The 12,835-nt window shown below is 70.7% G+C and carries 16 protein-coding genes; 13 read left to right on the plus strand and 3 right to left on the minus strand.

Annotated elements, in window-relative coordinates; genetic code table 11:
• The 8 genes from DVS28_RS25535 (at window position 1) to DVS28_RS25565 (ending at window position 3,931) form a co-directional block, all read left to right on the plus strand.
• Window positions 1–474 carry a hypothetical protein gene (locus tag DVS28_RS25535; protein WP_114594482.1) on the plus strand — a complete coding sequence of 158 codons (474 nt, stop codon included), beginning with the start codon at window positions 1–3 and terminating at the stop codon, window positions 472–474.
• A gap of 42 nt (window positions 475–516) precedes the next feature.
• Window positions 517–765 (plus strand): hypothetical protein, encoded by a 249-nt coding sequence (locus DVS28_RS25540; RefSeq protein WP_114594483.1) that lies wholly within the window; start codon window positions 517–519, stop codon window positions 763–765.
• Window positions 762–1,190 carry a hypothetical protein gene (locus DVS28_RS25545; RefSeq protein WP_114594484.1) on the plus strand — a complete coding sequence of 143 codons (429 nt, stop codon included), beginning with the start codon at window positions 762–764 and terminating at the stop codon, window positions 1,188–1,190. The genes DVS28_RS25540 and DVS28_RS25545 overlap by 4 nt, the downstream gene beginning before the upstream one ends.
• Complete coding sequence (locus DVS28_RS25550; protein WP_114594485.1) at window positions 1,187–1,456, plus strand: hypothetical protein; 270 nt, start codon at window positions 1,187–1,189, stop codon at window positions 1,454–1,456. The genes DVS28_RS25545 and DVS28_RS25550 overlap by 4 nt, the downstream gene beginning before the upstream one ends.
• An 82-nt stretch (window positions 1,457–1,538) precedes the next feature.
• Window positions 1,539–2,279 carry a hypothetical protein gene (locus DVS28_RS25555; protein WP_114594486.1) on the plus strand — a complete coding sequence of 247 codons (741 nt, stop codon included), beginning with the start codon at window positions 1,539–1,541 and terminating at the stop codon, window positions 2,277–2,279.
• Window positions 2,276–2,707, plus strand: a complete 432-nt coding sequence (locus DVS28_RS28810; RefSeq protein ID WP_164711075.1) for a hypothetical protein — start codon at window positions 2,276–2,278, stop codon at window positions 2,705–2,707. Before DVS28_RS25555 ends, DVS28_RS28810 begins: the two co-directional genes overlap by 4 nt.
• 136 nt (window positions 2,708–2,843) lie before the next feature.
• Window positions 2,844–3,623, plus strand: a complete 780-nt coding sequence (locus DVS28_RS25560; RefSeq protein WP_164711076.1) for an EAL domain-containing protein — start codon at window positions 2,844–2,846, stop codon at window positions 3,621–3,623.
• A complete protein-coding gene (locus DVS28_RS25565) occupies window positions 3,620–3,931 on the plus strand; it encodes a DUF4326 domain-containing protein (protein ID WP_114594488.1) in 312 nt (103 codons plus the stop codon). The genes DVS28_RS25560 and DVS28_RS25565 overlap by 4 nt, the downstream gene beginning before the upstream one ends.
• Before the next feature lie 9 nt (window positions 3,932–3,940).
• On the opposite strand, the gene DVS28_RS25570 is transcribed toward DVS28_RS25565, so the two are convergent.
• The gene (locus DVS28_RS25570) at window positions 3,941–4,216 is read right to left on the minus strand and encodes a hypothetical protein (protein ID WP_164711077.1); all 276 of its coding nucleotides are present in this window, start codon (window positions 4,214–4,216) and stop codon (window positions 3,941–3,943) included.
• A 494-nt stretch (window positions 4,217–4,710) separates the two neighbouring features.
• Between DVS28_RS25570 and DVS28_RS25575 the strand changes: the two genes are divergently transcribed.
• The 5 genes from DVS28_RS25575 to DVS28_RS25595 all read left to right on the plus strand — a co-directional run bounded on the left by DVS28_RS25575 (window position 4,711) and on the right by DVS28_RS25595 (window position 11,259).
• Window positions 4,711–5,976: a hypothetical protein gene (locus tag DVS28_RS25575; protein ID WP_114594490.1), complete on the plus strand. Its 1,266-nt coding sequence runs from the start codon at window positions 4,711–4,713 to the stop codon at window positions 5,974–5,976.
• Window positions 5,977–6,246: 270 nt separating this feature from the next.
• Window positions 6,247–7,908: a hypothetical protein gene (locus DVS28_RS25580; protein WP_114594491.1), complete on the plus strand. Its 1,662-nt coding sequence runs from the start codon at window positions 6,247–6,249 to the stop codon at window positions 7,906–7,908.
• Between the two features lie 344 nt (window positions 7,909–8,252).
• Complete coding sequence (locus tag DVS28_RS25585) at window positions 8,253–9,470, plus strand: type IV pilus modification PilV family protein (protein WP_114594492.1); 1,218 nt, start codon at window positions 8,253–8,255, stop codon at window positions 9,468–9,470.
• Window positions 9,467–10,039, plus strand: coding sequence for a prepilin-type N-terminal cleavage/methylation domain-containing protein (locus DVS28_RS25590; RefSeq protein ID WP_114594493.1), 573 nt, complete (start codon window positions 9,467–9,469; stop codon window positions 10,037–10,039). Before DVS28_RS25585 ends, DVS28_RS25590 begins: the two co-directional genes overlap by 4 nt.
• 5 nt (window positions 10,040–10,044) lie before the next feature.
• Entirely contained in the window at window positions 10,045–11,259 is a 1,215-nt protein-coding gene (locus DVS28_RS25595) for a DUF7305 domain-containing protein (RefSeq protein ID WP_114594494.1), read from the plus strand.
• 127 nt (window positions 11,260–11,386) lie between these two features.
• Here DVS28_RS25595 and DVS28_RS25600 read toward each other — a convergent pair whose 3' ends face one another.
• Complete coding sequence (locus DVS28_RS25600; protein WP_114594495.1) at window positions 11,387–11,851, minus strand: hypothetical protein; 465 nt, start codon at window positions 11,849–11,851, stop codon at window positions 11,387–11,389.
• 21 nt (window positions 11,852–11,872) lie between these two features.
• Window positions 11,873–12,835 (minus strand): protein-tyrosine phosphatase family protein, encoded by a 963-nt coding sequence (locus DVS28_RS30080; RefSeq protein ID WP_164711078.1) that lies wholly within the window; start codon window positions 12,833–12,835, stop codon window positions 11,873–11,875.

Consider the following 12,835-nt stretch of genomic DNA (forward strand, 5'->3'; position numbering starts at 1 on the left):
ATGTCGAGGACCACCGGCACTGCGGTGCTCTGCACCAGGGAACTGATCCGCGCCACCGTCCCCGGCAAGCCCGACACCGTGGTGTGGCACGCCATCGACGGCCCGGCCCCGGCGGAGGGCGACAGCCACCCGTTGCTGTGTGGCGGCGGCGACGTCATCGGCCTGCCGACCACGCCGGGGGAGACGCGGGTGCCGACGTGCTCCGACTGCCTTGCCATCCTCGCCGGCGACAAGCCCAAGCCGCCCCACCACCACGAGGTCGTCGTGCGGATGCGCCGCTACGTGCGTGGACGCACCCGCATTGCGCCCAAGCGGACCCTGTACGGCTACGAGCTGTCCTGCGACTGCGGATGGTCCGCCACCATCAACACAGACAGCGCCCCAAAGGCCGCGGCACGACGTGTTGCCAAGGCCCACCTCGCCGACCGTCACGACCGGACTGGCCGGGACGCCGACGCCCAGATCGACGGCTAGAACGGCCTGTGCCAACCCGCCCCCCTCCACCCAAGGCCGATCATGACCACGACCGCCCCCCAACGCGCCGACGTCGAGCAGCGGTTCAACGTCGCCCTCGACGGCGTCACCGACGTCCTGCTCGACGCACTGGACGACGCCGCCTACGACGAGGCCACCGTCCACCTCGATGGCATCAGGGCCGTTCTGTGCCGCGCCCTGGGCGGCCACGACATGGTCCTCGACCAGTGCGGACGGCCCGAGCACGCCGCCTGCATCACCTGTGGTGAACCGGCCGTCACCGCGTCATGAGCGGCGGCCCGTTCGGCACCGGCGACCGGGCCGTGTTCCTCGACGGCATCGACCCCGGCTTCAACACCGACCTGGTCGACCCTGACGCCTGCGCCACCGAAGCGGCACGCCTCGGCCACGACCGTCCCGAGGACCTCATGGTCGCCCACTACGCCGGGCAGCGGTGGATGCGCGGCGAGGAGACGGCGGCACTCAACATGCTGCACCGCCACGGGTTCGACGTGACCGCCTGCTATCGGGTGATCGCCGCCGGCCTCGGCCCGCAGCAGGCGCTCGGAGCGCTCATGGCCAAGTGGCAGCCGACCGGTGCCCTCGCTGGCGAGGTCGGCCGGAGCACCTTGACCCAACCGCACACAAGTGCTAGTAGTAGTAGCGAACTATGGTGGGTCGGTTGGGGATACCGGCCAGGGAAGGGACGAACATGAACCGCAACGCCACGGCAGCCCCCGTCGAGATCCACCGCGACGACGAGGAAGGCCAGATGTCGAACTGGCAGAACGGCACCCTGCAGGGCTGCGGCCCCGCCACCGCCGTCACCATCCAGACCCACGTCGACGGCGTCGACGGCACCCCCGATGCCGTCGCCGCAGAACTCAACCGACTCCTCACCGCCGCGTCAGCCGCCACCGGCGGGCAGGTCACGTTCACCGTTGTCGTCGGCCCAACGATCGACGCACTGACGGCCCCGTAGAACCCGGCCGCGCCCACCCGAAGCTCCACGGCGGCGCAGCATCGCCACCGGGTGGGACTCGTCCACAACGGAAGGACCTGTCATGAGCACTGCAACCGCCACCCCCGCACCCACCCGCGTTCGCAAGGGCATGACCTTCCGGTCCGTCCACGGCGACAGCAACGCCCTGTGGGAGGTCATCGGCAGCGCCGGCCGGGGCGTGTGGCACTGCGTCATCGTCAACGAACCCATGGAGATCAACGGCAAGGTCTACGACGGCGACTACGCCGGCGTCACCGACGTGTTCACCTCCGACCGGATCCTCACCGCCGTCCGCAGCGACCTGCTGTTCGCCGACCTCGCCCGCCGCGACAAGGAGGAGGCCGACGCCTTCCCGGCCGGCACCGCCGTCCACGGCGAGGCCGGCCGCAACCGGTGGATCCGAGGCACCGTCGTCGATACCCCCGACGGCAAGAAGATCCGCTGCGAGGCCCTCGTCGGCGACTGGCAACCCCACGAACTGCCGCGACGCCACGCCGACGGCTCCGTCGGGCAGGGCGGCTTCCACGCCAAGGCCGTCGCCACCGGCGACCTGCGGCCCCTCGCGCCACGGACCATCTACGAGTCCGGCAGCGACCGGTACGCCGACTGGCCAGCCCCCACCGCAATGGACCCCGTCGACCTGACCGTCCCACCGATGACCGCCGAGGAAGAGGTCCGCGCCGCCAAGGTCCGCCGCTGCATCGCCATCGGCACCGCCGTCAGGGACGCGCAGTCCGCCGACTTCGACGTCGACGCCGCCCTCGCGAAGGTCGCCGCCATCGTCGCGGGGACCGACGCGTGAACCACGCGATCATCCAGACCCGCCGGGCCGCAGCCCGCCACGGCGTCCGCGTCGTGCAGGGCCGACCGGGCGGCCCCGAACTCGACGTCCTCCTGGTCCTCGCCGGCGACGGCGACCCGCCACGCGACCTGCACGCCGAACGGCAGGACGGCGAAGCCGCCCTCATCGGTGTGCTCGTGCAGAAGTGGGCCACGCGGCAGATACCCGGCCACCGTCTCGCCATGGACATGGCCATGGGCCGCCGGGTCACCGGCACCACCGAGAAGGTCAAGGAGTGGGAGTGCTGGGGTCCGCGCGGCACCCACCGCGTCGCCCTGCTCGCCCGCAACCACGACACCAACCCCGACCGTGCGCTCGACACCCTCATGCGTCAGCCGGGACCACGTCACGCCCTCGCCGACGAGGCAGCGGCACGCGCAACCGACTGACCGGCACAGGGCCCGCTGTCCAAAGCGGACTGCGGCCGGGCAACCGCTTCGAGGCGCAACCGTGCCGGGGTGGCGTTGGGATCCCGGCGGTCGACCATCAGGGCCTGACCTTCGTCCGGACCTCGGGAGATCCCACTTGAGCGCCTCCAACAGCGACCTGGCAGTGATCAGGGATTGCCTCGGCGACCCCGCCGGGAAGCTGCGCCCCCACTACCAGCCGACGATCGACCGGACCGGCCGCATCGTGGCAGTCGAAGCGCTCGCCCGCTGGCGCCCCGGCAACCCCGACCGGCCCCGGTCAGGCCAGCACATCATCGACGTCATCGAGCAGGGCGGCCCCGGAATGGCCCTGACCAACGCGATGGTCGCCGAGTCCTTCGCCGCACTGCACCGCTGGCACACGGCCGGCCACCCCGACCTCTCGCTGAGCCTGAACGTGTTCGTCGGCGACCTCGGCCACATCGCCGACACCGTCACCGCCGCCGCAGCCGCCCTGGGCCTGCCGGCCAGGAGGCTCACAGTGGAGATCAAGGGCGACGCCAGCCAGCAACGCGTCGCCGACACCGTCCGCCGCCTCCACCACGACGGCATCGGGGCCGTCATCGACCACTTCGGTGCCGACCGTGCCGACCTCGGCTGGCTCGCCATCGTCCCGTTCGACGGCATCAAGCTCGACCAGTGGCTGATCTCCGGAATCCACCGCAACCCCCGCAACCGGGCGGTCGTCCGCCACCTCATCGGCCTCGCCGACGAACTCGGGATGCACGTCACCGCCTGCGGGCTCGAGCACCCCGCCGAAGTCGCCTGCGTCACCGACCTTGGCGTCCACCGCTACCAGGGCTTCGGGATCGCTGGCGCATCCACCGACGGGATCATCAGCGACCTGCTCGCTGACGGAATGCCAAGGGTCGGATGACCGTCCCGACGGTCCGCAACCTGCGCGACGGCCCCGTCCCGCCCGGTGCCGTGCGGGTGGACCGCCGCACCGACTGGGGCAACCCGTTCCCGATGGCGCGGGAGGCCGACCGCGACGACGTGCGCGCCCGCTTCCATGACTGGTTCCACACCCACTCCGACGCCGCCCCGCTCCGCGCCCGCATCGGCGAGCTCGCCGGCAAGGACCTCCACTGCTGGTGCGCCCCACGCAGGTGCCATGCCGACACGCTCCTGGCCGCCGCCAACGGCGGGGTGCCGGTCCCGGCGATCCAGGACCGGCTCCTCTGAGTCCCGGCGTCAGGGGGCCAGGAGCTGGCGGATCCGCTCGCGCCTGGCGGCCTCCTCCGCCTCGGTCGCGGCCCGGCGCACCTCCCACCGGCGGTGCAACGCCGCCACGACGTGATGGACCAAACCGCCCACGAGGATGGCGGGGACGGCCGCCGCTGCGGCTGATGCGGGGGTGGGGACGGCAGGGAAGCCGAGCGCCAGGAACGTCAGCGTTGCGGCGTAGACGACGGCTGCCACGACGGGGCCGGTGGGGGAGGACGGGAACGAGAGGTTGAAGGGGTTCATGGTGGATGGTCTCCATCTGGTGGGTTCGGGACGACGGATGACGTCCTCGAACCCGGACCGTTCCGGCGACCGCCAACCCGGCAAGGGTCCGGACCGCCGGGTGAGGAGAACCGTGTCCTCGGCCGCCGACACCTGCGGCCGCATCGCGGTCGCGTCGCCCCCTCGTGGCCCTGCACGGGAGCTTGCTCGCCACCGCAACCGCCGCCGGGCGGCTGAGCGGCGGGCCTTCACGTGCCCGCTGGCACGCAGCCCGAACCATCCGCAATTGCTTGCAGTGTTAGCACAACGGCGGTAGGGTGTGTGTGGGAGCGGGTGGCCGCTTCCGGGTCCCGAGCCCTCACGCCCCCGGCGGCGCACCAGGGCGATGAGGGAGCGAATGCCGCCAGGGGCGGAGGACGACCACCGGACCACAACCCATCGGATGACACCTTTGGCACGTAGGGACGGAACCGGCCGGGCGACACGTCCCGCGCACCGTGCCGGAAGGAACACCGATGTCAGACCTCGCATCCCTCCACGCCCAGAAGGCCCTGCTCGAACGGCGCATCCACGCCGCAGCGGCCAGCGACCTCCTCGCCGACCTGATCGAGGCCTTCGAGGCCTTCGACGTCCACCCCGCCACCGTCACGGTGACCTTCGACACCGAGGACGACGGCTCCGAGGTCCCGCTCGGCTGGGTGGAGATCACCGCCGATGACGACGACGCCGACATCGGCTTCGCCACCGAAGAGGTCCAGGGCCTGTTCAACGCATGGCAATCCTTCCTCGCGTTCGGGGACAGCGCCATAGCCCTGTACGGCCGGGACGTCCTGTTCGGCAAGTCCTTCGACCTCCACCAGATCGAACGGCAGCCGTTGGCCGACCTGTCCGACGTCCGCCCGGCCTCGGAACCGTTGTCCAGCGATCCGAACAGCACGGGCCCCATCGCCGCCGTTTCCGATGTCGCACTTCGCCCCGCCGGGCCAACTCCCAGCCGGCACGGCCAGTTGGCGCTTCACCCCACCGATGCCAACGGCCTCCCCGCCCATGAGGTCCGCCCGCAGGCGCCCCGCACCGTCTGGGTCGCCGTCAACGGCGGCACCGTGTCGTGGGCGCCGACGCGGGAGGAGGCCGGGCCGGGGGCGGCATGCACCACGCTCGCCGAACCGCGCGACCCGGCACGGCAGGTGGCCGGCGCCGACCGCTACACCGGCAGCGATGACCCGTCTGCCGAGTTCCCAACGCCGGTGTCGTGCCCCGCGTGCGGCCTCATCTGCGCCACATCCGCTCGTCTGCTCGGCCACGACTGCGACCCCTATCCGATGCCCGACGGCAGCAACGTCGCCCCGTTCGGACACATGTCCGAGGGGGCCCGCCGGGTGGCGGTGAAGGCCATCAAGGCGCTGCTGCCCGACCTGACCCACCAGCAGGCCGTCAACGCCGCAGACGGCGACCTGGGCGCGATCGACCCCACCGACCGGTCGGCTGTGACCGCGATCACCGAGGCGTGCACGTCCGGTCGGGTGACCTGCCGGTCGGTGGTCCACCTCATCGGCCGTCAAGGTGCCGACGCCCGGATCGAGGGCCGCGGCGACCGGATCCTTGTCCACGGCCGCGCCGGCGCGGTAGAGGCCGTCGAGGGGGCTTGGCAGACGGCCATGATCAGCCGGACGCTGCGCACGGCGGCGGCGGTCCCGACCGGTCTGCCCCCCTACGGCGGCGACCCGTTGCGCGCCGCGAAGCGACTCGCGCGGATCGCCCGCGACGGCCAGCCCGGCTGACTCCGGACAGCCGGGTCAACCGATGACAGGCCCGAACCCAATAATGTGCTAGACATGATAGCGATACGGTGATAGGCTCTGGGTCGGGGAGCGGGTGGCCGCTTCCCGGGTCGGAGCCAGATCACCCCCCGGCGGTGCGAGGCAACGAGGGCCCGAACACCGCCGATCGGCGGAAACGACCACCGGACCAACGGACCATCGGTAGACACCTTTGGCACGCAGGGACGGAACCGGCCGGGGCAGTCCCAGACCGTGCCGGAAGGAACTCCGATGAGCACCGTGACCACCCAGCAGTGGGCCCTCACCATCAGCCACGCCCACGGCATCGACGCCTTCGTGTTCGACACCCAGGACGAGGGCCTCGACCACCTCCACGCCTACGTCACCGAATGGTGGGCCGAGGAACTCAACAGCCCGATCCCCACCGATCGCGCCGAAGCGATCGAGCGGTACTTCTTGGTCGTTGACGGCGAGGACTACGCCCTCGCGCCGGTCATCCCCACCCCCAAGGCCCGCCCCGACACCAGCAGCGACGCCGGGAAGGCCCGCCGCGACTTGCGTGCCGCCCAGTCCCGCGCCATCGACACCGCATTGGCTGACTGGACCGCCGTGTTCGCCGGCGACATGAGAGCCGCGTTCCCCGACCTGCCCCGCATCGCCGCAATCGACGTCGGCTTCCACGACGACATCGACGGCTGGTTCACCGACGTCGCCGCCATCCGGTTCGCCGACGGCACCGACCACGCCGACGACGGCCTGCTCGACACCGCAGGCGAGATCGCCAAGAACGTCGACTCGTACTGGACGTGGGCCGACGTCGTCCACGACGACCCCTTCGCCGAGCACAAGTACGGCATCAGCGGGCAGGCCGTCACCGTGACGATCCCCGACGCCGGCCCCGGACGCCCGACCGACTCCGATGACCCGGACCGGCCGGCAGGACCGACCGGATGGATGCCGGCGCTCACCGAGGCCTACCGGGAGAACTACCCCAACCAGACCGTCGTTGCCGTCCGCGTCGTCCCGACCGCCGACGGCCCCCAGATCGTGGAAGCGCGGACCTCCGACGGGATGACCACCACCGGTGCGGTCTGCGACTTCGGGAACGATTCGATCTTCGAGCACCCGTCGTTCACCAAGTGGGCCGCCGACACCCTCAACGGGCCGGACGGCACCTGGGCGGCCCTCACCGACCCCGCCGACGAACCGGAGGAGTGCTGCGCGGAGTGCGGCCAGCCGATGTTCACCGGCGACGACGGGGTCGCCCACCACTTCGGCGGCACCGTCGGCCTTGACGACATCGACCACGACACCGACGCCGATCACGTCCCCGTCGCCGACAGCACCTACGTGCCCGTCACGGCCCCTCGGGGCCGGTCGATCGTGCCGGCCGAACCGGGAACGACCTGCGACACCTGCCACGCCCCCGCGACGGTGTGCGACCTCGACGACGACGACGCCCCCCACGCCTGCGACGACCACCGCCCCGACCGCCCCACCGTCCGCCCCTCGGGGAAGGCGCGGAAGAAGGCCATCAAGGCCATCAAGACCGCCTTCCCGGCTCTCAACCACCAGGCCGCCGTCAACGTCGTCGACCGTGACGACCTCGCCACGACCGACCCGGCAAGCCACAGCGACGTCCGTGCCGTCATCGACGGCCACACCGCACCCGCGGTCCCGGCCCGCGCCGCAGCCGCGATGCTGCGCCTCCTCGGACACGACCCCCGCCACGTCGGCACCAACCGTCCCGCCCGGCTCACCGCGACCCGGCCCGACGGCCGGGTCACCATCGACATCAACGACACCGACTGGTCCATCGCCACCCTCACCACCGCGACCCGCACCGACACCGTTCCAACCGGGCTGCACGCGAAGGGCAGCAGCCCACTGGACGCCGCACTCACCGTCCTACGGTTGCTGAAGGTCATGTGAGACCGGATCGCGGACAAGTGGGCCGGCGCGCTCGCCGGGCCGCTCGCCGCTGACGACCGAACGATCGGCGAGAACGCCGCCGACATTGCCGCGCTCAACCCCGGATGGACGCGGTGAGGGTCCACGGGCGACCGTGCGCGTAGGGCCTTCTCACCCCGGTGGGGCTCCCAACCAACAGGTCCTCGGGATCGTCATGGCCCCGTAGGTCGTCTGCGTGGCCGCCGCCTGCTCCGGCGCCTCCACGGACGACGTCCACTGCCAGCCGGGCCAGTCACCAGTGCTGCGGCCACCACCGTGGCTGACCCGGGCGGTGTGATCCGACCCACCGCCGATCGTTGACTCCAATGAGAGGCATCCACACCGACGAATCCGGCATCACCCTTGCCGAGATGATGGTCTCGATTGTGATCATCACGATCACCCTGACCGCTTTGGCGGGCGTCATCATCCAGTCGCTCCGCACCGTGTCGACCAACGAGCAGACCGTCGAGGGCACACACCTGGTCGCCCGATTGCTCGAGGACGTCCGAACGCTGCCCTGGCCATGCATCGGGTTCGACACAACCGACCCGGACTACGCAGCGACCAGCCCATCAGGCACAACGGTGGCGATCAGCAGCGAATGTCCCGCCGGGTTCCGTGCGGACCGGCCGCGGATGAACGACGGGGACGTGACCGTGGGCGGGGTCGACTACGACGTCGAACAGGAGATCGTGTGGGTCGACGACCCCGCCGTCCCAGGGACCCAGAACCACAAGGAGATCGTCGTCCGTCTCGCCTGGGACGGACCCGCCGGCACACCCCACACCACCGAGGCACGCACCACCCGAGTCCCGACCCCGGCCGAGGTGCCGGTGGAGGAGCCGCCGGCCGACTGCACACCGGGTGAACTGCTGGACTTCTCCATCACCCCCACCGTCATCGAGCTGAGCCCCTCCGGGTTCCTCAGGGACGACGTCCACCTGTTCGCCCGCACGTGCGGTGAGGTCATGACCGTCCGGGTCGACGCACCCACCCGCGGCACCGTCAGCCTCACCGACGACGACGGCGACGGGACGTTGTGGCGGGCCACGATCGGCGCCGGGACCGCAGCACTTGACCCCGGCACCTTTGACTGGACCGGCCGGACCAACGGCATGGGTGCCGACCCTGACGACAGCGCAACGGTGCAGGTCACCGTGTTCTCCCCATCCGACCCGGTCCAACTGCGCGTCGACGCCATCACCCTGTCAGACCGCATCTGCGCCAGCAGCAACGGATCGTCCAGCAACACCGTCCGCAACCCCGTCGACATCACCGTCGACGTCGTCGGCATCGCCCAAGCCTCCGCAGGGTCGGTCACCATCGGCTGGACCTCCGTCAACGCCACCGTCGCCGCAACCCACACCGGCTCGGGGACCGAATCGTCGACCTGGACCGCACGCCTCCCCGCCGGGACCACCCTGACCAACGACACCACCACCATCGAAGTGCGGGTCGTGCGGACCGAAGACAACGAAACCGCCGTCGACACCGCGATCGTCCCGATCGACCGTGTCCGCCACCAGGACGCCTGCCCATGACCGGAACCCCCCGACGCGACGACGGGTTCACCCTCGTGGAACTCCTCGTCGTCATGAGCCTGTCCATGATCATCGGCACGATCGTGGTGAGCAGCGTCATCCGCAGCATGCAGGCATCCGTGGCGGCCACCGCCCGCATCGAGGCGCTCAACAACCTCGAAGTCGGCATGGAACGGATCAGCCGGCAGATCCGGGCAGCGGACCCGATCATGTCCGCCACCGACGACTCCATCACCGTCACCACCTACGACGACACCAGCAGGGCCATCTACGCCTACGCACTCACCCCCGACCGGACCCAGCTCGACGTGACCGTCACCCGGTTCGCCGACTTCACCAGCACCACCCCGGTGTCCACCGGCACCACCCCACTGCTGTTCGACCTCGATCCCACGGCCGCCGCCCCGTTCGTCTACACCAACGCGGCCGGCACGACCTGGCCCACCGACGGCAGCCAACCCGCCGCCGACATCGTCGCTGTCCGGTTCGGATTCACCCGTCTGCTGCCCCGCGACGGCGGAACGGTGGACCTGACCTCCTCCGTCTACCTCCGCAACACCCTGGGATAACCGCCATGCGCCACTTCTCCGACGACCGGGGCAGCCTGCCCCTCGCCATGCTCGCCGTCATCATGATCACCGGGTTCGTCGCCGCACTCGTCACCTACGTCATCGGGTCCACCCGGTTCGCCCGCCACGACCGCGCCTACACCGAGGTCGTTCAGGTCTCCGACGCCGGCGCCCAGGCAGGTGTGCAGTACCTGCTGCGCGCCGTCCCGGCCGAAGAACTCGCCGACCGCCCAGACGGCTACACCTACACCGGGTCTGGCAGCCTTGACGGCAACGCCTACACGTGGACCGCCACCAAGAACCCGCGCGGCGACGACCCGTTGATGTGGGAGGTCGAATCAACCTCGACCAACGCCGCAGGAGCCAACGTCGGGGACGTCACCCGGCAGGTCGCCATCGAGATCCGCGACACCAACCTGTTCTTCGTCGCCGCGTTCTCCGACCGGCAGTTCACCCTCCGGGGCGGCAACGCCGCAGACTCCTACGACATCATCATCGGCAGTGGCGCCACCGGCAACGGCATCGTCGGCTCCAACGAAACCATCCGGCTCAACGGCAACACCTACGTCGACGGCGTCCAGCTCCACAACTTCGACGCGTTGCCCGATTACGCCCGCTGCGACGGCCGCGACATCGCCGGGCAGTGCGCCGACCTCCTCGACGGCATCGCGCCATCCGGGACCTTCGGGCCCCGCCTGGCCGTCGGTGTCAACCAGGCCCTGGACACCGGCTTCATCGACGACCAGCTCGCCAACTGCCCCGACCCACTCCCCGACTTCGACGCCACCAGCGACACCATGATCGGGACCACCGGGGCAACCGAGGTGCTGTGCTTCGACAACTTCTCCATCGACCGCAACGTCGACGTGACCGTCCGCGGACCCGTCGAGATCTACGTGTACGGAACCATCAGCATCGGCAACCAGGCCACCCTGAACTGCACGGCCTGCTCCACCGCTTCACGGCCCGACGCCGCCGACGTGCAGATCTTCTCCGATGGTGACCCCGTCAACATCGGCAACCACAGCTACGTCGCCGCAGGCATCTACGCCCCGGAATCCGACTGCGGCGGCAACCCCTCCAACGCCCAAGCCGACATCTTCGGGTCGCTGATCTGCGGCCAGATCACCAACCAGGGCGGCTGGGCCTTCCACTACGACGACCAGCTCTCCGGCATCGGCACCGGCAACTTCACAGTCTCGGCTTGGCGGGAGGAATAGGCACAGGGCAGCCGATACTGGGCGGCATGCCACCCGCAACCGACGGGTCGCGGTTCGCAGGGACCGGATCGACAGGCGGTACGGATGGCCCCCGCCCCCGCGGCCCGGTGAACCGGTCCAAGCCGGATCAGGACCGGCCGACCTGCCGTTGCCACCGTTCCGCATCCGCATCAACCGGAACCATCCGCAGCAACGCCACGATCGTCGGGTCCCGGCGCACTCCGACCACCTCCGCGAGCTCGCTGGCACGGTCCAACAAGGCCTTGGTGCGATCCAACGGCTTCACCGGACGCCACCGGCCCCGGTACACGAAGTAGGACTGCTGGTCGGACGGCCGCACGAAACACGGGAGCCCGTCGTCGTCATCAGCCGCCTCGTCCTGCGCCTGGACGGCAAGGTCGACCGCCGAGGCACCGAGCTGGAGTTCAGCGGGGGCGTAGGGGTCCATGTCGGCCCGAACCCGGATCGCCACGACCCGTCCGTTGTGGACAGGCAGGTAGGAGATGCGCGAGTCGTGCGGCGCACACATGGCCGCAACCTGTTCGGTGTCGTAGGTCGCCCCGTACACCGGCTCGATACCGTTGAGCGTCATCCGGGGAGCCTATCCAAGGGATCAGGACAGGAGATGGGCGACGGCCCTGCCGAACCGGTCATCGGTCGCCTCCGGCAACACGGCTCGGACCCGCTGGTACGCCCCGGCCGCCGACAGGCCGTGCCGCCGGGCGAGCAGCAGCGCCGCAACCGACGCCGACCTCGATCTGCCACCGTGGCAGTGCAGGAACACCGTCCGCCCCTCGGCGATGAGCACCTCGGCGGTGTCGGCCGCGTCGGACAGCACGAACCCGACGTTGGGGTTGGCCGCCGCCGACCGGTCGTCGATCAGCCGGAACTCGGCGACCTCGATCCCGTCGGGGACGTCCTCGGTGCCGATACGGCACAGCGACACCACCGCGTCACAGCCGCCGTCCAACGCGACCGGGACACCGGGCAGGTTGCCCACCCACAACCCATCGTCCAACGGGACGGCCAACGGGGGTTCGGTCCGCAGGGCCTGCGGGATCAGCCTTGCGGCCGCCGGCCAGCCGACACGGTCGGGCCGGCCGCCCGTCGCCGCCAGCACCCCGACACGCACGAGGGCCTGCCGGTCCCTGGCCAGGAGCTGGCCGGCCCGCCTGGTCGCCACCCACGGCACCGCCGACCCGCCCCACCGCAGTCCCTCGACGACCGCCACCGACAGCCGGTCCGACCCCGCTGACACCGTTGCCCCCGGCGGCCGCCCGCCAACCGCCGCCGACACCAGCGACGCCCACCCCGACGCCGCCTCCGCCTGACGGCCGCCGACCGTCCTCGCCGCCAACGTCGACCCGGACGGCCCCAGCAACCCCAACACCCCGGCGACCAGCGGCGCCGACACCCCATCCGGAACAGCCGCCCGCATCTCACGCAACGACCCGCCCGACCCGACCAGATCGGCAAGATCCACCAACGCCACAACATCGGGCACCAAGGACGGATCGGTGCAGGCCGCAGCAGCAGGCGCCAACAGAAGACCGGCGGCACGATCAAGATCACCCAT

It is taken from the genome of Euzebya pacifica, from assembly GCF_003344865.1.
Classification (GTDB): domain Bacteria; phylum Actinomycetota; class Nitriliruptoria; order Euzebyales; family Euzebyaceae; genus Euzebya; species Euzebya pacifica.